Origin of the sequence: Mesorhizobium sp. B2-4-2, from assembly GCF_006442845.1 — a bacterium.
Taxonomy (GTDB): Bacteria; Pseudomonadota; Alphaproteobacteria; order Rhizobiales; family Rhizobiaceae; genus Mesorhizobium.
The window spans coordinates 223,973-242,391 of sequence record NZ_VFVM01000004.1 but is presented as its reverse complement, the minus strand read 5'-3'; the positions used below and the strand labels follow the sequence as shown (position 1 = coordinate 242,391).

Here is an 18,419-nt window from a genome sequence, read left to right as displayed (position 1 = left end):
GACACACAGCCGTGAACCGAAACCAACCATGGAGACTTCAAATGACTGCTTTCCTGCGTAACACCCTTCTCGCCGCCGTCGCGGTGTCGGGCATGGCCGGATCCGCTCTGGCCGATCAGACCATTCGAAGCTGCGCCAACACCAATCTCAACGACCTGTGGAGCGGCCGCTGTTGCGGCGCCGCCGGCGCATCGGACTGCCTTGGCGGCGGCAATGGTGGCCGCGGCCATGGTGATCACGGCCGCGGTGGCAATGGCGGCAGCACGGCCGGCAAGAACTGATCTCATCAAGGCGGCCCGCCGGCTGCTGCTGGCGGGCACCGTTTCGCGATCGGGAGCTCAGCCGCCGCGAGAGCCGGGCAAACCCGGCCTACCGCCGCCGCCCCAGCGCCGCTCGGATAGAGAAGGTTATGCCGCGCAGTTCGTCCTCGTCGAGCTTTTCGATGTTCTCGGCCAGGAGGTTGGCAAGCTCGGTCGCGGCCGGGCTCAGGCCCGACGTGTCGAGCCTGACGCGCGGATGCGAGCCTTCGGCCAGTCGCGCCAGTTCCTCGGCGTCGTCCCAGATGATGTTGAAATAACCAATGATCTTCTGGATCAGCGTCCAGGTCGGCGCGCCCCGCCTTCCGTGCTCGAGCGCGGACAGATAGGCGGCGCTGACGCCGATGGCGGCGGCCATGTCCTTCTGGGTGACGCCGCGCTCGGCCCTCAGCGCCCGCAGCCTCTCGCCGAACGGGGTCACGACCCCATCCTCACGACCGGACCCGCCGCAGCCTGACATAGAGCGCGCCCGAGCCGCCATGGTTGCGCGCGGCATGGTCGTGACTGGAGACCAGCGGCCGGAACGCGGGCGTCGACAGCCAAGCCGGCACCGCGCGGCGCAGCACGCCGTCGCCGCCCGACGACGAGCCCTTGCCGGTGATGACCAGGACGTAACGAATGCCGCCGGCATGGGCGCGGTGCAGGAAGGAGAACAGCAGCGAATAGGCTTCGTCCTGCGTCATGCCGTGCAGGTCGACCCGGCCTTCGATGGGCAGCCGGCCTTTCGACAATTTGTCCAGCGTCGGCTCGTCGAGTGCATGGGAGACATGCTGGGCCTTCGGCTTAGGCGCGCCGGCCGGACCGGCAACGGGCCGGGCTTGTTGCGTCGGCGCCGGCTTCGCCTCGATGCCGAAATCCGGGACAGGCACGGCGGCCTTGCCCTTCAGCGGCTTGGCCGTGCGCGCCACCAGGTTCCACAGCACCCGGTCGTCCTCGCTCAGCCTGTCGGGGCGGCGGGTCATGGCCTCGACCCCGAGACGAGCGGGCGCGGCACCAGCGCGTAGAAATCGGCCGGATTGCGCACCACGCCGGCAATCTCGCCGGCGGCGTCGCCCGAGCCGGCGAAGAGATCTCCGCGCGCCGGCCCGGTGATGGCGGAGCCGGTGTCCTGCGCGATCATCAGGCGCCGGAACGGTTTTGCCTCGAAGGCCGTCAGCGATGGCGCGTCGATGTAGAAGGGCGTGCCGAATGTGTGCAGCAGCCGGTCGACGGCGATCGAGCGGCCCGGCGTCAACGGCACCTTGGCGGCGGCGATCGGCCCGAGCGTTGCGTCCTCGACCGCGGCCTCGCGGAAGAAGATATAGGAACGGTTCTGCCACAGGATCTCGTCGACGCGGCCGGGATGCGCCCTGAACCAGGCGCGGATCGACTGCATCGTCACGTTTTCCAGCGGGATCTCGCCGAGCTCGCTCAACACCTTGCCGGGCCCGGTGAAGCGCTGGCCGGACTTGGCCGCATAGGTGACGCGGCACAGCCTGCCGTCGGTCATGAGAAGCCGCGCCGCGCCCTGCACATGGATGAAGAATGCATCGACCCTGTCGGCCAGCCAGGCGATCTCCAGTCCCTTGCCGGCGAGCGCGCCGCGCTCGATCGCGCCACGGTCGAAGTATTCGGCCGGCCCGTCCGGCGTCCGGCGCGCGAAAGCGAGATAGGGGTCCATGCCGTCGGGCCGGTTGGCGTCGTCGATGTCGACGAGATCGGCGGGACGCGACAGAAGCGGCACGGCAAAACGCTCCGTGCGCACCGGCGAGGCCTCGACCTCCGGTTCGTAGAAGCCGGTGACGAGGCCGGCGCCGGTCTCTGGACGCACCTGCACGGGGACGAAATGACGCTCGAAGAAGGCGCGGGCCTCCGACCGGCTGGCAGGAGGGGCCGCGCGCGCCTCGGCATAGGCACCGGCAAAGGCGTCAAAGTCGACGCCGAGCGCGCCGCTGCGATAGGGCTTGGCCAGGACATGGAAGGCGGAGCGGCGAAAGGCCTCGAAGGCCGCCAGATGGTCGTCGTCATCCCAGCCGGGCAGAGCGCCGAAGGATCTTTCGCTGAATGCCTGATGGAAAGACACGACAGGCCCGCCGCGGTCAGGGATTCAATCTTCTTCTTCGGTGGCGACGAGCTTCCAGTTCGGGTCGCGCGAGCGCGTGTCGCGGGCGAAGGTCCAGACGTCCTTGACCTCGGCGACGGTTTCGGGGTCGCCGTCGATGACCGCACCGGCCTTGTCGCGCGTAGCCGAAATCAGCTCGCTGATGATGCGCAGCGTGACATGCGCCTCGCCGCCCTTCATCTCGGCCGAGACGATGTCGGCCTTGTCGATGCCGACGAAGGAAGACTGGATCTTTTCCGACCGCGCCTCGCGCTCGCCGATCGCGGCGACGAAACCGTCATAGACATCGCGCGACAGAAGGTTCTTCAGCGTTTTGCGATCGCCGTCGGCATAGGCCATGACGATCATCTCGTAAGCCATCTTGGCGCCGTCGATGAAACCCTTCGGGTCGAAGGACGGATCGTTGTCCTTGATGGTGCGCAGGCCCTTGTTGAGGTCGGTTCCGGGCTTGGCAAAGGCGTCGATGGCCGCATAGACCTCGCCGGCCGGCTCGCCGGGCTGGCGCTTGCGCGGCAGCGACACGACATTCTCGGATTTCTGCGCATCCTTGTCGCCGGTGCGGGCGGCGGTATAGGGATCGAAAGGCGGCCGTTCGCTGCCGGTACGACGGCCCAGCACATTGCGCAGCTGGAAAAAGATCACAACTGCCGCAATCAGAAAGAAAATCGTGCCGAAGTCGAAGAAACCCATATCTTCCGCCAATCAATCCTGCCCTCGGCCGGACCGCCCGGCCAACAGGGCAGCGGTCGCATAGCGTTCAACATGCAAACCATATAGAACGCAAGGCGCAATCATTCAAATCAAAGGCAGCCATACCTATCTAACAGCCTCGGCGCCAGCGGCCGGCGGCCGCTGGCGGGCAAAACAGACCAACGCCAGAACGATCGGAAGGATCGGCAAGACTTGCGCATTTCGTTATTTCCCGTTTTTCTTCTGGCGCTTCCGCTGCTGGAGATCGCCGGCTTCGTCATAGTCGGGCGCCAGATCGGCGCGCTGGCGACGGTCGGCCTGGTGCTCGCCTCGAGCATCGCCGGGGCGCTGCTGCTCAGGCATCAGGGTTTTGGCGTCATGAGCCGCATCAGCACCGAGATGGGCGCCGGCCGCGATCCGAGCCGCCAGCTCGCGCACGGCGCCATGATCGTGCTCGCCGCGATCCTGCTGATCATCCCGGGCTTCATATCGGACATTTTCGGCATTCTCCTGTTCCTGCCGCCGGTGCGCGATCTTGCCTGGCGCAGGCTCAAGGGCCGCATCGTGGTGGCGACGAATTTCTCGGCCGGCGGCTTCCGCGGCCGGCCGCGCGACAGGGTCATCGACCTCGACGACGGCGATTATTCGCGCGAAGACGATTTCAAGCGCGGGCCGGACCACAATTCGCCCTGGCGCCGCCTGAAGGACGATTGAGGCTATTGATGTTCAGGTGATGCCGGCCTGACCTGAATCTCGACACAGTCTGGATCCCCTCCGGTCGCAAGGCGGCAAACCTTGTCTTGTCATGCCGGCCATGGTAGCGAACGCCCGATTTCAATTCGGTCAGCAATGCTGCCCAGGCAAAAGGACACAAGGCTCATGGCCAGCAAAGATGACGCGCCGGTCGGCGCCAACGGAAACGGCAATACGGCGCAGCCCTCGCTCAACGTCCTTGCCCAGTATGTGAAGGACCTTTCCTTCGAAAGTCCCGGCGCGCCGAACTCGCTGCGCGGCCGCGACAAGGCGCCCGGCATCGCCATCAACGTCAACGTCAACGCCAATCCGCTCTCCGACAAGCAATTCGACGTCAACCTGACGCTGAACGCCAAGGCCTCCTTCGACCAGGAAGTGCTGTTCAACGTCGAGCTGGTCTATGGCGGCGTTTTCGCCATCAGTGGCTTCCCGCAGGAACACATGCTGCCGATCCTGTTCATCGAATGCCCGCGGCTGCTGTTCCCGTTCGCCCGGCAGATCATCGCCGAGGCAACGCGCAATGGCGGCTTCCCGCCGCTGATGCTCGACCCGATCGATTTCGCGCAGATGTTCCAGCAGAAGCTGGCCGAGGACCAGGCGGCGTCGAAGGTCCAGGTGAGCTGATTCCGGCTCGTACGGATATTGCAGAAAGACCCGGCCTCGCGCCGGGTTTTTCGTTTTCGAGGCTGGTGCGGCCGGTTTGGCCGCAGAGCCCCCGACCTCGTCATCCTAGGGTCTCCGCGACGTCGCTTCGCTCCTGCTCCGCCGTACGATGACGAAGGCGAGGAGAACGACGCGTCCTAGGCGCCCATCACCTTCAGCCAAAGCGCCTTCTCGCCAAGCGTGGCGACCATGCCGGCATGCGCAGCGCGCTCGGCTTCGCTCAGCCGCGGGGGCAGGGCGATCGGCCGTGCGCCGACCGAGATATCGATGTCTGCCACTTCGCCCGCGCCGTTCATCTGCACTGAAACGGTGTCCAGGATCAGAGCCGTCTGCTTGCCGCCGATCAGCTCGATATAGACTTCGGCCAACAGCTCCGAATCCAGCAAGGCGCCGTGCTTGGTGCGCCGCGCATTGTCGATGCCGTAGCGCCGGCAGAGCGCGTCGAGCGAATTGGGACCCATCGGATGCCTGCGCCGCGCCAGCGCCAGCGTGTCGACGACGCGTCCGATGTCGACGGCCGGATGGCCGAGCCGGCCGAACTCGACATTGAGGAAGCCGATGTCGAAGGTGGCGTTGTGGGCGACCAGCTTGGCGCCGTCGGTGAAGGCGATCCACTCCTCGACGATCTCGGCAAAGGACGGCTTGCCTTGCAGGTCCGCCATGCTGATGCCGTGCACGGCCTGCGCCTCGGCATGGATCGAGCGGCCCTGCGGGTTGATGTAGTGGTGGAAGGTCTTGCCGGTTGGAAAGCGGTTGACCAGCTCGACGCCGCCAAGCTCGATGATGCGGTCGTCGCGCATGTCGAGGCCGGTGGTTTCCGTATCGAAAATGATCTCACGCATCGAATCAGTCGCTCCTGGCAAGCAGAATCGTGAGAGCGGAACAAAATGGCAATGGGCAATGACTTTTTTCCTTCTCCCCCTGTGGGAGAAGGAAAAGAGGCGCCGATCTAACCTCTCAAATCCGCGATGATAGCTTTGACCTCAGCCCGCGCGGCATCCAGGCCCTGGCTGGTATCGATGACGAAGTCGGCCTGGCGGCGCTTTTGCGCATCCGGCACCTGGCTGGCCAGGATGGAGGCGAGTTTCTCTTCGCTCATGCCGGGCCGCGCCAGCACGCGCTGGCGCTGGACTTCGGCCGGCGCGGTGACGACGACGACCTTGTCGACGCGGTCGCGGCCGCCGGTTTCGAACAGGAGCGGAATGTCGAGGACGGCAAGCGGCGCGCCGGCGGCGCGGTTGCGCGCCAGGAACGCGTCGGCGTCGGCGCGCACCAGCGGATGGATGATCGCTTCCAGCCTTTTCAGCGCGGCCGCATCGCCAAGCACCCGAGCGCCGAGCTTTGCCCGGTCGACGCCTCCGGCGCCGGTGGTTCCTGGAAACGCGGCCTCGACCAGGGGGGCTGCCTTGCCGGCATAGAGGCGATGCACCGTCTCGTCGGAATCGTGGACCGGGATGCCGGCCTCGGCAAACATTTTCGCGGTGGTCGACTTGCCCATGCCGATCGAACCGGTGAGGCCGAGCACGATCATGGTTTTGGCGCCAGATCGGCTTCGACGAGCGCGCGCAATTCGGGTGTGACCTGGGGCCGCACGCCGAACCAGCGCTCGAAACCCGGCACCGCCTGGTTGAGCAGCATGCCGAGGCCGTCCACCGTCTTCAGCTTGCGCGCGCTTGCCGCCGCAAGCAGCGGCGTCTCGAGCGGCACATAGACGATATCGGTGACGATCGCGTGGTCCGGCAAAAGGGCCGGGTCGGCGGCCAGACCCTCATTGCCTTGCATGCCGAGCGCCGTGGTGTTGATGAGCAGGCCGGCATCGGCAAGCAGTTCACCGGTCGCCGCCATGCCATGCGCCGAGACACCGGCGCCGAACCGGTCGCGCAATTCCACCGCCCGGGCAAGCGTGCGGTTGACGATGCGGATATCGCGGATGCCGCGCTGCTTCAGCGCGTGGATGACGGCGCGCGAGGCGCCGCCGGCGCCGAGCACCACCGCCGGGCCAATGGACGCCCAACCCGGCGCATGATCGTCGAGATTGGCGGCGAAGCCATGGCTGTCGGTGTTGCCGCCCCACAATTGGCCGCCCTCCAGCCACAGCGTGTTGACGGCGCCGATCTGCTGGGCTGCCTCATCACGGCGCTCGATCAGGGCGAACGCCGCCTCCTTGTGCGGGATGGTGACGTTGCCGCCGAGATAGCCGTTCGCTTGCAATGTGCTCAGGAATTCGGCGAAATCCTGCGGCGCGACATCGATCGCCTGGTAGCTGCCGTCGATGCCGTATCTGGCCAGCCAGTGGCCGTGGATCTTCGGCGAGCGCGAATGCTTGATCGGGTGACCGGTGACGAAGGCCTTTTTGGTCGCCTCAGCCATCGATCGCTCCCAGCGTGCGCAGTTCGGCCAGCAGCGGCAGCAGCGGCAGGCCGACAATGGTGAAGTGGTCGCCCTCGATCTTCTCGAAGAGCTGGATGCCTTCGCCTTCGACCTGGTAGGCGCCGACGCTCGACAGCGCCCTTGAGCCGACGCGCGCCAGGTGGCGGCCGATGAAGGCCGGATCGAGCTTGCGCATGGTGAGGCTGGCGATGCCGACATGGCGCCACAGCACCTCGCCGTCGCGGACCAGGACCGCGGCGCTGTTGAGCTGATGGGTCCTTCCCGACAGCGCCAGCAGATGGCGGCGCGCCCCTTCCATGTCGGCCGGCTTGTGGAACACCTCGTCGCCGAGCGACAGCGTCTGGTCGCAGCCGAGCACCAACGCGCCGGGCCTGCGCTCGCTTACTTCGGTGGCCTTGGCTTCGGCCAGCACCAGCGCGACATCCTCGGGCGAGGCGCCGCTGCCTTGCAGGGGCGCCTCGAGCGCGCGCTCGTCGACATCAGGCGCAACCGCCTCGACGTCGATGCCGGCACCGAGGAGCATCGTCTTGCGGAACGGACTGCCGGAGGCGAGGATGATTTTTTCGGTCATGCTGGTTCACCCAGGGTTGGCGTTCCATCGCGCACCCCTCACTTCTCTCATCTGCACCTACCGCGTCTTCCCCCGCAGGGCAACGATTGCCGCCGCCGTCTCCTCGATCGAGCGGCGGCTGACGTCGATCATCGGCCAGCCATGGCGGGTACAGATCTGGCGGGCATAGGCGAGCTCCTCATTGATGGCGGCGCGGTCGACATAGTCGCCTGGCACATAGGCGCTGCTGTTGCCGAGGATGCGGTTCTGGCGGACATGCGAGATGCGTTCGGCGGTGGCGACAAGGCCGACGATCAGCGGCGTCCTGGCGTTGACCAGGCTTTCGGGCACCGGCACGCCGAGCACGATCGGAATGTTGGCGGTCTTGATGCCCCTGTTGGCGAGATAGATGCTGGTCGGCGTCTTGGACGTGCGCGAAATGCCGACCAGCACGATGTCGGCATCGTCCATATTGGCCGGCAACTGGCCGTCATCATGTTCCATGGTGAAGTTGAGTGCGTCGATGCGGCGGAAATATTCGGCATCGAGGACGTGCTGGGCGCCGACGCGGCGGCCGGCCGGCGTGCCCAGATAGGACTGGAAGACGGTGAGCACCGGCTCCAGCACGGAGACGCAGGGCAGGCCCATGGCGGCGCAGCGCTCGTCGATGCCGCGCGCCAGCTTCTGGTCGACGACGGTGTAGAGAATGATGCCCGGCTCCTCCTCGATGTCCTCGAACACTTTGGCCACCTGTTTTTCGGTTCGGATGAGCGGGTAGATGTGCTCGATGGCGCGCGCATCCTTGTATTGCGCCGAAGCCGCGCGGCCGGCCGCGAGCAGCGTTTCGCCGGTGGCGTCGGAGATCAGGTGCAGGTGGAAGAAGCTCTGGGGTTTGTTCACAGGGTTTACCTAGGGCTGTGGGCGGATGTGGATAAAGCAGGGTTCGGAAAACCCGCCGGCCGGAGCGACTGTATCAGATGCCGGTTTGTCCACAATTCGATGCGCTGTAGGCTTCGTCGGGCGGCTGGGGACAAGTCCGTGGACGGAGATTTCTGCCTTTTGTCTGTCCACAGGACGTACCTGCAGGATCGCTGCTCTAGCGTGTTGAGTCCAATGGAAGATTCCGGCTCGTCCCCAGAACCCTGCAAGGGGCGATTGGAAATGCGCGACAATATGCTTGCTGGTGTTTTGACGGCCAAAGCGGGACAGGTGACAACCACCACAACCAACAGACTCTTAGAATCAGAAGATTTTTTAAAATAAGATATTTGATTAAAGGGAAGCCGGGAGAGGCGAGCGCTCTATGCCTGCAAGACGGATCATGCTGGACGTGCTGAAGGGTGGGACAGTGTTTCCGCCGCCGCTCTGGATGATGCGCCAGGCCGGGCGCTATCTGCCGGAATACCGCGAGACGCGCCGACGCGCAGGTTCATTCCTCGACCTCTGCTATGATCCCGACCTTGCCTTCGAGGTGACCATGCAGCCGATCGAGCGCTTCGGCTTCGACGCTTCGATCCTGTTCTCCGACATCCTTGTCGTTCCGCATGCGCTTGGCCGCGACGTACGCTTCGAAGAGGGGCGAGGGCCGCTGCTGACGCCGATCACGGCGGCTGAAATCGCGGCCGTGGACAGCACGATGTTTCACGTGAATCTCGAACCGGTCTACGAGACGGTTCGCCGGTTGCGGGCGAAACTGCCCGATGAAACCACCCTGATCGGCTTCTGCGGCGCGCCGTGGACGGTGGCGACCTACATGATCGCCGGGCACGGCACGCCGGACCAGGCGCCGGCGCGGCTGTTCGCCTATCGGGAGCCGACGGCGTTTCGTCGGCTGCTCAAGGTGCTGACCGATCATTCGGCCGCCTATCTCATCAGGCAGATCGAGGCCGGTGCCGATGTGGTGCAGATATTCGATTCCTGGTCCGGCGTGCTCGACGATGCTTGTTTCGAGCTGTTCTGCGTCGAGCCGGTGGCCGAGATCGTGAGGCAGGTTCGGGCGGTCCATCCCGATGTGCCGATCATCGGTTTTCCCAAGGGCGCCGGCGCGCGCTACCGGAGCTATCGCGAGAAGACCGGCGTTACGGGGCTGGGGATCGACTGGACGGTGCCGCTGGAGACAGCGAAGGCGTTGCAGCGGGAAGGGGCCGTCCAGGGCAATCTCGATCCGCTGCGGCTGGTCGCCGGCGGCAAGGTGCTGGCCGACGGCGTCAGCGCGATCCTGGAGGGCCTGGGAAGCGGACCGTTGATCTTCAATCTTGGCCACGGCATTACCCCGGAAACGCCGATTGCGCATGTCGAGGCGATGGTGAAACTGGTGAGGAGCGCGACACGCTGATGGCCGGGATGAGCAACACCAACAGCACGGGCCAGGCGATGATGCGCATGGTGATCGGCATCGCGGCCCTGGTCGTGCTCACCGCGCTGCTGTTTCTGGCGGCTCCAGACGGCTTCTATCTCTGGGCCAAGGCGATCCACGTTCTTGCCGTCATCTCGTGGATGGCGGGCATGCTCTATCTGCCGCGGCTGCTGGTCTATCACGCCGATGCCGAGAAGGGTTCGGTGCAGTCGGAGACTTTCAAGGTGATGGAGCGCCGGCTGCTGCGCGGCATCATCAACCCGGCGATGATCGTCACCTGGGTGTTCGGCCTATGGCTGGCCTGGAAAGGTTTCGGTTTCCAGGGCGGCTGGCTGCACGGCAAGATCGCGCTGGTGCTGGTTCTGTCGGGCATCCACGGCTATCTGGCCGGCGCTGTGCGAAAATTCGCCGAGGATCGTAACGAAAAACCCGCGAGGCACTGGCGGATCGTCAACGAGATCCCCACATTGCTGATGATCGCTATCGTGATCCTGGTCGTCGTCAAGCCGTTCTGAACCTTCAGACCTCTCTCACGACCTGCTAAAAGGCGGCTTGCTCTTTCAGCCGGCCGACGATAAAAGACGGGTCTTCCTTCCCGTCATGCGCCGCCCTTCATTGCTTTTGGCCGCGCCCGGCATTTATCGCATCCCGCCGATTTCCTCCCAAAAGCCTACCCAGAGTCTATCCTAATGCAAGAAATGAAACTCACCGAGTTCAAGAACAAGAAACCGCCAGAGCTGATCGCCTATGCCGAATCGCTCGAGGTGGAGAACGCCAGCGTCATGCGCAAGCAGGAGCTGATGTTCGCAATCCTCAAGAAGCTGGCCGCCCAGGACATCGAGATCATCGGCGACGGCGTGGTCGAAGTCTTGCAGGACGGTTTCGGTTTTCTGCGCTCGGCCAACGCCAATTATCTGCCGGGCCCCGACGACATCTATATTTCGCCCTCGCAGATCCGGCGCTTTTCGCTCAAGACCGGCGATACGGTCGAGGGGCCGATCCGCAGTCCGAAAGAGGGCGAGCGCTATTTCGCGCTGCTCAAGGTCAACACGATCAATTTCGACGATCCCGAAAAGATCCGCCACAAGATCCACTTCGACAATCTGACGCCGCTTTATCCGACCAAGCGGCTGAAGATGGAGATCGACAACCCGACCTCCAAGGATATCTCGCCGCGCGTGATCGACCTGGTGGCGCCGATCGGCAAGGGCCAACGCGCGTTGATCAACGCGCAGCCGCGTACCGGCAAGACGGTTCTCATGCAGAACATCGCCCACTCGATCACCGCCAACCATCCGGAATGCTACCTGATCGTGCTTCTGATCGACGAGCGGCCGGAGGAAGTGACAGACATGCAGCGCTCGGTGAAGGGCGAGGTGATCTCCTCGACCTTCGACGAGCCGGCGGTGCGCCACGTGCAGGTCGCCGAGATGGTCATCGAGAAAGCCAAGCGGCTGGTCGAGCATGGCCGCGACGTCGTCATCCTGCTCGATTCGATCACCCGCCTCGGCCGCGCCTACAACACCGTGGTGCCGTCCTCGGGCAAGGTGCTGACCGGCGGCGTCGATGCCAATGCGCTGCAGCGCCCGAAGCGCTTCTTCGGCGCAGCCCGCAACATCGAGGAAGGCGGTTCGCTGACCATCATCGCCACCGCGCTGATCGATACCGGCAGCCGCATGGACGAAGTCATCTTCGAAGAGTTCAAGGGCACCGGCAACTGCGAAATCCAGCTCGACCGCAAGGTCGCCGACAAGCGCATCTACCCGGCCATGGACATTCTGAAGTCGGGTACCCGCAAGGAAGACCTGCTGGTGCCGCGCGCTGACCTGCAGAAGATCTTCGTGCTGCGCCGCATCCTGGCGCCGATGGGAACCACCGACGCGATCGAGTTCCTCATCGACAAGCTGAAGCAGACCAAGACCAACGCGGACTTCTTCGATTCAATGAATACGTAGTTCGCAGAGCGAGCTCCACTTCTTCGTGATCCTCGGGCTTGACCCGAGGATCCATGCCATGGCCTCGGCCAAAGAGCGCGGCGGACTGGATCTTCCACCTGTTGCAGCGCTCGAAAGTCACGGCATGGATCCTAGGGTCTCCGCGACGGAGCTTCGCCCTAGGATGACGAACTCTGTGGTCTTCGTCGCAATAGCCCTTCCAATTCATCCGGATCGCTCACCGCCGGCAAACACACCTGCCCCGTGCACAGCCACGCGCCCGGCCTGTCGGCGGGAGGCAGGATCCCGCCCGGCAACAGCGTTCGATTCGCCTGTGTACCGATCGCCACCACAATATCCACCCGACGCGGATCGGGATTGCGATTCGCTACTGGAACGAGCGTCGGATTCGCCAGATCGTCCACAAGCACCAGCTTTAGCGGCTCTATGGCGAGCGCCGAGGCGTTGACGATGCCGGCCTGTCCATAGGCCTGGTGCGCCGCGCGGCCGGCGGCATGTTCGGCGACTTTCGTCGCTTTCTCCTGCAGGTCGAGATCGCCGGTCAGCGCGGCGAGCCGGACCAGCGCCTCGATGACCTGGCCGGTGGCCGACGCAATAGCCTCGTCGACATCGCCCCTGATGCGGATCGGCACGTCGGTGCTATCGGATGCCGTGAGATAATAGCCGGTGCCGTCGGCATCGGCGTGCCAGCGGTCGAGCTGCTCGACGAATTGCCGGGCCCGATCGGCGTAGCTCCAATCGCCGGTGGCTTCGAACAGGGCGATCGCCGCATCGGTCATCGACGCATAGTCGCTCGACAGGGCCGGGAACAGTTTCTTGGCGCCGAGCATGGAATGCGGCAGCCGTCCGCCCTCGGCGGAAGAGGCGATCTGGTCGAATGCGGTCTTGGCCGCGTCGATCCAGTCTTGCCGCGCCAGCGAGCGGCCGGCCTCGGCAAGTGCTGCGATCATCTGGCCGTTCCAGTCGGCGAGGACCTTGCCGTCGCGGCCTGGCCTGACGCGCCGTTCACGGACTGCCAGCAGCCTTGCCTTGAGAGCGGCCAGAAGCGGCTGCTCGGCAATGCCTTGCACCTGCTGGGCCTGCGTCTGGTGGACAACGGGCTTGCCTTCCCAACCGGGTGGGCTGGAGAGCATGAAGTTGTTGAAAAACAACGGTGAATCGTCGCCGAGCGCGGTCTCGATCTCTTCCCGGCTCCAGGTGTAGAAAAGGCCCTCCTCGCCCTCGCTGTCGGCATCGAGACTGGCGGCGAAGGCGCCGCCATCGAGGCGCATCTCGCGCAGCAGCCAGCCGATGGTCTCCTCGATTCGGACCCGGAACAAACACTTCCCGCTCGCGGCATGGGCCCAGTTGCAAAAACGGATGAGCTGCGCGTTGTCGTAGAGCATCTTTTCGAAATGCGGCACCAGCCATTGCGCGTCGGTGGAATAGCGGCTGAGACCGCCGCCGACATGATCGTAGATGCCGCCGGCCAGCATCCGTTCGAGGCTCAACAGGACATCGTCGCGATGGCCGGTATCGCCGTCGCGCAGCCAGGACAGCCACAGTGTCTGCATGAATGGCGCATTGGGGAATTTCGGCGCGCCGCGCAGGCCGCCGAGATCCTTGTCGATCATGCCGTCTATGCCTCTGGCGAGCGCGGCAAGCGTGTCGCGGTCGAGCGCGGTGCGGGCATGCGCGCCGGCGAGCCGGGTTTCGACATGCGAAGTCAGCCCGTCGGCGCTCTGGTTCAGGCTTGCTCTTTTCTCGCGCCAGGCCTTGTCGATCGCCTCCATGACCTGGATGAAGCCCGGGCGGCCATAGCGCGGCTCGCGCGGGAAATAGGTGCCGCCCCAGAAAGGCTTGCCGTCCGAGGTCAGGAACATGGTGAGCGGCCAGCCGCCCTGCTCGCCCATCGAGGACAGCGCCGCCATGTAGATCTGGTCGATGTCGGGACGCTCCTCGCGGTCGACCTTGATATTGACGAACAGACGGTTCATGACGGCGGCGACGTCGTCATTCTCGAAGCTTTCATGGGCCATGACGTGGCACCAGTGGCAGGCGGCATAGCCGATCGACAGCAGGATCGGCCGATCCAGCGCCCTCGCCTCGTCAAGCGACGCCGGCGACCAGGCCCGCCAATGCACCGGATTGCCGCTGTGCTGCTGCAAATAGGGGCTGGCTTCGTCGGCAAGCAGATTTTGCGCAGGCAGTGTCACGATGAGCGGTCCGGCGAAACAGGGGTTGGATAGTGAAGCTAGGGCGGTCCAACAAGGCGGGCAAATGATTTCGGCCGACACCATCGTCGCGCTTTCCAGCGGCCGCCTGCCCGCCGGCGTCGCCGTCATCCGCATTTCGGGGCCAAAGACTCGATTCGTTGTCGAAACGATCGCCGGCGGTATGGTTAAGGGCCGCGTGGCCAGCCTGCGCAAGCTGCGGGCGCCCGATGGCGGCGTGCTCGACAGTGGCCTGGTGATCTTTTTCCCCGGCCCCGGCAGCTTCACCGGCGAGGACGTGGCGGAATTCCAGGTGCATGGCGGCCGCGCCGTGGTGGCGAGGCTGTTGGAGACGATCGCCGGTTTCGAAGGCGTCAGGCACGCCGAAGCGGGCGAGTTCACGCGCCGGGCCTTCCTCAATGGCAAGGTCGATTTGGTAAGGACGGAAGCGCTGGCCGATCTGGTCAACGCCGAGACCGAGGGGCAGCGGCGCTTCGCGGTGCAGAATGCCGAGGGCGCGCAGGCCGAGCTTTATCTGAGCTGGCGGCGGCGGCTGATCCATGCGCGCGCCATGATCGAGGCCGAGATCGACTTTGCCGACGAAGACGACATTCCCGGTTCCGTTTCGGATACGGTTTGGTCTGATGTTTCGGCGATGATCGGGGAGATTGAGCGCCACATTGCCGGGTTTCGTGCCGGCGAAATCATCCGCGACGGGTTCGAGGTTGTTATCCTCGGCGCCCCGAATGCCGGCAAGTCGAGCCTGTTCAACGCCTTGGCGCGGCGCGATGCAGCTATTGTAACGGATGAGCCGGGCACGACGCGGGACCTGCTCGAGATCGTGCTCGACCTCGAAGGCCTGCGGGTCAGGCTGACCGACACCGCAGGCCTGCGCGACGCCGCCGGCAAGGTGGAAGCGATCGGCATCGAGAAGGCGCGAGCCAAGGCGCATGGCGCCGACCTCTTGCTTGTGCTCGAGGATCTGGCCGACCCGCATCCCGTTGCTCTTCAACGCGAGGGGATCGCGACCTTGCGCGTGGGCACCAAGCTCGATCTGGTGCAGGAAAGAGCCCCCGCCGGGCTTACAGGCGGTTATGATCGCGTCATTTCGACCAAAGACGGGACGGGCGTGACGGAATTGCTGGCCGAAATCGCCAGGCTCGCGGCCGCGCAGGTCGGCGAAGCCGGCGACATCCTGCCCTCACGGCTTCGCCACGTTGAATTGCTAGGCGAAGCCAACCGCTTCCTGCTGCGCGCGGCCGAGAGCCCGGACGCCGGGCAGGAACTGCGCGCCGAGGATCTGCGGCTGGCCGCCGACCGGCTCGGCCGGATCGTCGGCGCGGTCGATGTCGAGGACATGCTGGATGTGATTTTCTCGCAGTTCTGCATCGGGAAATGATTCACGTGGAACATTGTCGGGGCGCCGACGCCGTCGAGCCTCCCTTCTCCCCGTCACTATACGGGGAGAAGGTGCCGGCAGGCGGATGAGGGGCAGCGCTGACCTCGGCTTCTATCACGACGGGCCCGGCCGATGACTCACGTGAAACAGAGGGGCTCTCCAACCCGACGTTGTTTCACGTGAAACGGCTGCGCCGGGGTCAGTCGCCAGCGTCGGCGCTACCCCGCACTTGCCTGCCGGCATTCTCTTATCCGGCATTCTCTTATAAAGACGGGGAGAGGGCGCTGTTATTTCCGGTTTCGGCAATTATCAGCCTTGTAAATGAAGGTGCCGGCTTTGCGGTCAGCGCTGTCTCCCTGTGCCAGGGAGGAGTGCCGACACGGCGCCGGGGGGCGGCGCCGGCGGTCGATACACGTGACGCACGTGAAACACTACAATGAGGCTCGCCGTCCTGTTTCACGTGAAACTCCCGCGAAGTTTCTTGACACCGTCCCGCTGCGGGGACATCTCTCCACCAAACTTCGGATCCAGGACGTTTGAAATGACCGATCACTATGATGTGGTTGTGGTGGGTGGCGGCCATGCGGGCAGCGAGGCGGCCAGCGCGGCTGCGCGTGCGGGCGCCAGGACAGCGCTGGTGACGCTGCGTTTCGACACGATTGGCGTGATGTCCTGCAATCCGGCCATTGGCGGGCTCGGCAAGGGCCATCTGGTGCGCGAGATCGATGCCATGGACGGGCTGATGGGCCGGGTGGCGGACGCGGCCGGCATCCAGTTTCGCCTGCTCAATCGGCGCAAGGGGCCGGCCGTGCGCGGCCCGCGCACCCAGGCCGACCGGAAACTTTACCGGCTCGCCATGCAGGAAGCGATCCGGCAGCAGAACGGTCTCGATGTGATCGAGGGCGAGGTGCTCGACTTCGACATCGACGATTCGGGATGCCTGCGCGCCGTTCTCCTGGCCGATGGCCGGCGCCTTGCCAGCGGCGCGGTGGTCCTGACCACCGGAACCTTCCTGCGCGGGCTGATCCATATCGGCGAGAAGAAGATTGTCGCCGGCCGCATGAACGAACAAGCGAGCCTAGGGCTGTCGGCGACGATGAGCCGCGCAGGCTTCAAGCTCGGCCGGCTGAAGACCGGCACGCCGCCGCGCCTCGACGGGCGTACCATCGACTGGGCGTCGCTGGAACGCCAGGCGGCGGATGACGAACCGGTGCCGTTCTCGCTGCTGACCGACCGCATCGAGACGCCGCAGATCGAATGCGGCATCACGCGCACGACCGCGGCCACGCATGAACTGATCCGCGCCAATCTCGGGCGCTCGGCCATGTATTCGGGCTCGATCGAAGGCGTCGGGCCGCGCTACTGTCCGTCGATCGAAGACAAGATCGTCAAGTTCGGCGACCGCGAAGGCCACCAGATTTTTCTCGAGCCGGAAGGCCTGGACGACGACACGGTCTATCCCAACGGCATCTCGACCTCGCTGCCGGAGGAGGTTCAGCTCGAAATCTTGAAGACCATCCCGGGGCTGGACCGAGCGGTGATGCTGCAGCCCGGTTATGCCATCGAATATGACCATGTCGACCCGCGCGAGCTCCATCCGACGCTGGAGACAAAGCGCGTCGGCGGCCTGTTCCTCGCCGGGCAGATCAACGGCACGACCGGCTATGAGGAGGCCGCCGCGCAAGGCCTGCTCGCGGGCCTCAATGCCGCAAGGCGGGCGTCGGGCAGCGAGCAGATCGTGCTCAGCCGCACCGAAGCCTATATCGGCGTCATGGTCGACGATCTGACCAGCCGCGGCATCAGCGAGCCTTACCGCATGTTCACCTCGCGCGCCGAATTCCGGCTTTCGCTGCGCGCCGACAATGCCGACGAGCGGCTGACGCCGCTGGCTGCAAGGCTGGGTATAGCGTCAGCCCGGCGGATGCGGCGGTTTGGCGAGGTGGAGCAGCGCCTCGCCGAAGCGCGCCGGCTGGCGCTCGGCGTAAAGCTGACACCCAACGAGGCGGCGCGCCACGGGCTGGAGGTCAATCGCGACGGCGTGCGCAGATCCGCCTATGAACTGCTCGCCTATCCCGGCGTCGACGTGGCTTGGCTGGCCCGAATCGATGGGAATTTCGGGACGATTGACGCCAGGACGGCGGAGCGCCTCGAAACGGAAGCAAAATATTCAGTCTATCTCGATCGCCAGAAGAGCGACGTCGCCCAAATCCGGCACGAGGAAAGCCGGCTCATCCCCGAGTCGCTCGACTTCGCCGAGGTGCCGGGACTATCGAACGAGCTGAAGCAGAAGATGCATGCGCGGCGACCGCGTTCGGTTGCCGACGCGCAGCGCATGGAAGGGATGACGCCAGCGGCGCTGGCCATCATCGTCGCTCATGTCAGGCATTCCGAGAGCGCGCAAAGGGACGTCGCGTGAGCGCTGCCTCCTGGGAGAGTCTGCGCAACGCCGCCGGTCCGGTTTCACGTGAAACATTCGATCGCCTGATGGCGTTCGAAGAGATGTTCCAGAAATGGAATCGCAGCATCAATCTTGTCGCGCAGTCGACAGCAGGCGATGTCTGGCAACGCCACATACTGGACAGCGCGCAGCTCTGGCGAATCGAGGACAAAGCGCGGCGATGGGTCGATATCGGCTCGGGCGGCGGGTTCCCGGGACTGGTGCTGGCGTTCCTGCTTGCCGAGCGTGACGGCGCCAGCATCGACCTGGTCGAGAGCAATCGCAAGAAAGCGGGATTCCTGCAAGCCGTCGTCGGCCAGTTCGGCCTGCCGGCGCGTGTCGTGGCGCGCCGCATCGACGACAGCCATGCGCTTGTTTCGGTACCGGAAATCGTCACGGCGCGGGCGCTGGCGCCGCTTTCGACCTTGCTTGAGCTGGCGGGGCCGTGGCTGATATCAGGCGCGCGCGGGCTGTTCCACAAAGGCCGGGATTACCGTGCCGAAGTGCAAGAAAGCGTTAACCGCTGGAGCTTCGATCTGGTAGAACATCCAAGCATGACCGACCTTGGCGGCGTCATCCTTGAACTGTCCAATGTGCGACCTGTCTGAACAAAGA

19 protein-coding genes are annotated in these 18,419 nt (G+C 64.9%); 9 read left to right on the top strand and 10 right to left on the bottom strand.

The features are described from left to right. Window positions 1-41 precede the first annotated feature (41 nt). On the top strand, window positions 42-281 hold the full coding sequence (locus FJ942_RS11415) for a hypothetical protein (RefSeq protein WP_140491863.1): 240 nt from the start codon (window positions 42-44) through the stop codon (window positions 279-281). 88 nt (window positions 282-369) lie between these two features. Here FJ942_RS11415 and FJ942_RS11410 read toward each other — a convergent pair whose 3' ends face one another. From FJ942_RS11410 to FJ942_RS11395, 4 genes are read right to left on the bottom strand one after another with little or no spacing between them, the layout of a single operon-like run. After that, on the bottom strand, window positions 370-738 hold the full coding sequence (locus tag FJ942_RS11410; RefSeq protein ID WP_140897763.1) for a helix-turn-helix transcriptional regulator: 369 nt from the start codon (window positions 736-738) through the stop codon (window positions 370-372). Window positions 739-748: 10 nt separating this feature from the next. Further along, window positions 749-1,279 carry a Smr/MutS family protein gene (locus FJ942_RS11405; RefSeq protein ID WP_140897761.1) on the bottom strand — a complete coding sequence of 177 codons (531 nt, stop codon included), beginning with the start codon at window positions 1,277-1,279 and terminating at the stop codon, window positions 749-751. After that, window positions 1,276-2,379: a murein transglycosylase A gene (locus tag FJ942_RS11400; protein WP_140897759.1), complete on the bottom strand. Its 1,104-nt coding sequence runs from the start codon at window positions 2,377-2,379 to the stop codon at window positions 1,276-1,278. The genes FJ942_RS11405 and FJ942_RS11400 overlap by 4 nt, the downstream gene beginning before the upstream one ends. Window positions 2,380-2,403: 24 nt before the next feature. Then, complete coding sequence (locus FJ942_RS11395; RefSeq protein WP_140491871.1) at window positions 2,404-3,108, bottom strand: Tim44/TimA family putative adaptor protein; 705 nt, start codon at window positions 3,106-3,108, stop codon at window positions 2,404-2,406. A 213-nt stretch (window positions 3,109-3,321) separates the two neighbouring features. Here FJ942_RS11395 and FJ942_RS11390 point away from each other — a divergent pair, with 213 nt between their 5' ends. Then, the gene (locus FJ942_RS11390; RefSeq protein ID WP_140491873.1) at window positions 3,322-3,822 is read left to right on the top strand and encodes an FxsA family protein; all 501 of its coding nucleotides are present in this window, start codon (window positions 3,322-3,324) and stop codon (window positions 3,820-3,822) included. A gap of 165 nt (window positions 3,823-3,987) precedes the next feature. Then, window positions 3,988-4,485, top strand: coding sequence for a protein-export chaperone SecB (gene secB / locus FJ942_RS11385; RefSeq protein WP_140491875.1), 498 nt, complete (start codon window positions 3,988-3,990; stop codon window positions 4,483-4,485). 176 nt (window positions 4,486-4,661) lie between these two features. Here the strand turns inward: secB and dnaQ are convergent, their stop codons facing one another. From dnaQ to FJ942_RS11360, 5 genes are all read right to left on the bottom strand, one after another. Further along, window positions 4,662-5,366: a DNA polymerase III subunit epsilon gene (gene dnaQ / locus FJ942_RS11380; protein ID WP_140514104.1), complete on the bottom strand. Its 705-nt coding sequence runs from the start codon at window positions 5,364-5,366 to the stop codon at window positions 4,662-4,664. Window positions 5,367-5,473: 107 nt separating this feature from the next. Continuing rightward, window positions 5,474-6,055, bottom strand: a complete 582-nt coding sequence (gene coaE, locus FJ942_RS11375; protein ID WP_140559166.1) for a dephospho-CoA kinase — start codon at window positions 6,053-6,055, stop codon at window positions 5,474-5,476. Next, a complete protein-coding gene (locus tag FJ942_RS11370; RefSeq protein WP_140655093.1) occupies window positions 6,052-6,894 on the bottom strand; it encodes a shikimate dehydrogenase in 843 nt (280 codons plus the stop codon). Before FJ942_RS11370 ends, coaE begins: the two co-directional genes overlap by 4 nt. Beyond that, window positions 6,887-7,486, bottom strand: coding sequence for a Maf-like protein (locus tag FJ942_RS11365; protein ID WP_140491900.1), 600 nt, complete (start codon window positions 7,484-7,486; stop codon window positions 6,887-6,889). Before FJ942_RS11365 ends, FJ942_RS11370 begins: the two co-directional genes overlap by 8 nt. 57 nt (window positions 7,487-7,543) lie before the next feature. After that, the gene (locus FJ942_RS11360; RefSeq protein ID WP_140491905.1) at window positions 7,544-8,365 is read right to left on the bottom strand and encodes a pyruvate, water dikinase regulatory protein; all 822 of its coding nucleotides are present in this window, start codon (window positions 8,363-8,365) and stop codon (window positions 7,544-7,546) included. A gap of 403 nt (window positions 8,366-8,768) precedes the next feature. Here FJ942_RS11360 and hemE point away from each other — a divergent pair, with 403 nt between their 5' ends. From hemE to rho, 3 genes are all read left to right on the top strand, one after another. Next, window positions 8,769-9,800, top strand: a complete 1,032-nt coding sequence (gene hemE, locus FJ942_RS11355; protein WP_140897757.1) for a uroporphyrinogen decarboxylase — start codon at window positions 8,769-8,771, stop codon at window positions 9,798-9,800. Further along, window positions 9,800-10,336 (top strand): protoporphyrinogen oxidase HemJ, encoded by a 537-nt coding sequence (gene hemJ, locus FJ942_RS11350; protein WP_140491911.1) that lies wholly within the window; start codon window positions 9,800-9,802, stop codon window positions 10,334-10,336. Before hemE ends, hemJ begins: the two co-directional genes overlap by 1 nt. A 174-nt stretch (window positions 10,337-10,510) precedes the next feature. Beyond that, a complete protein-coding gene (rho, locus tag FJ942_RS11345) occupies window positions 10,511-11,776 on the top strand; it encodes a transcription termination factor Rho (RefSeq protein WP_140491913.1) in 1,266 nt (421 codons plus the stop codon). Between the two features lie 158 nt (window positions 11,777-11,934). Here rho and FJ942_RS11340 read toward each other — a convergent pair whose 3' ends face one another. Beyond that, window positions 11,935-13,971, bottom strand: a complete 2,037-nt coding sequence (locus tag FJ942_RS11340; protein WP_140897755.1) for a thioredoxin domain-containing protein — start codon at window positions 13,969-13,971, stop codon at window positions 11,935-11,937. A 64-nt stretch (window positions 13,972-14,035) separates the two neighbouring features. Here FJ942_RS11340 and mnmE point away from each other — a divergent pair, with 64 nt between their 5' ends. The 3 genes from mnmE to rsmG all read left to right on the top strand — a co-directional run bounded on the left by mnmE (window position 14,036) and on the right by rsmG (window position 18,412). Beyond that, window positions 14,036-15,367: a tRNA uridine-5-carboxymethylaminomethyl(34) synthesis GTPase MnmE gene (gene mnmE, locus FJ942_RS11335; RefSeq protein WP_140897753.1), complete on the top strand. Its 1,332-nt coding sequence runs from the start codon at window positions 14,036-14,038 to the stop codon at window positions 15,365-15,367. 541 nt (window positions 15,368-15,908) lie between these two features. Continuing rightward, entirely contained in the window at window positions 15,909-17,783 is a 1,875-nt protein-coding gene (gene mnmG, locus FJ942_RS11330) for a tRNA uridine-5-carboxymethylaminomethyl(34) synthesis enzyme MnmG (protein ID WP_140897751.1), read from the top strand. After that, window positions 17,780-18,412 (top strand): 16S rRNA (guanine(527)-N(7))-methyltransferase RsmG, encoded by a 633-nt coding sequence (gene rsmG, locus FJ942_RS11325; RefSeq protein WP_140728721.1) that lies wholly within the window; start codon window positions 17,780-17,782, stop codon window positions 18,410-18,412. The genes mnmG and rsmG overlap by 4 nt, the downstream gene beginning before the upstream one ends. Window positions 18,413-18,419: the final 7 nt, after the last annotated feature.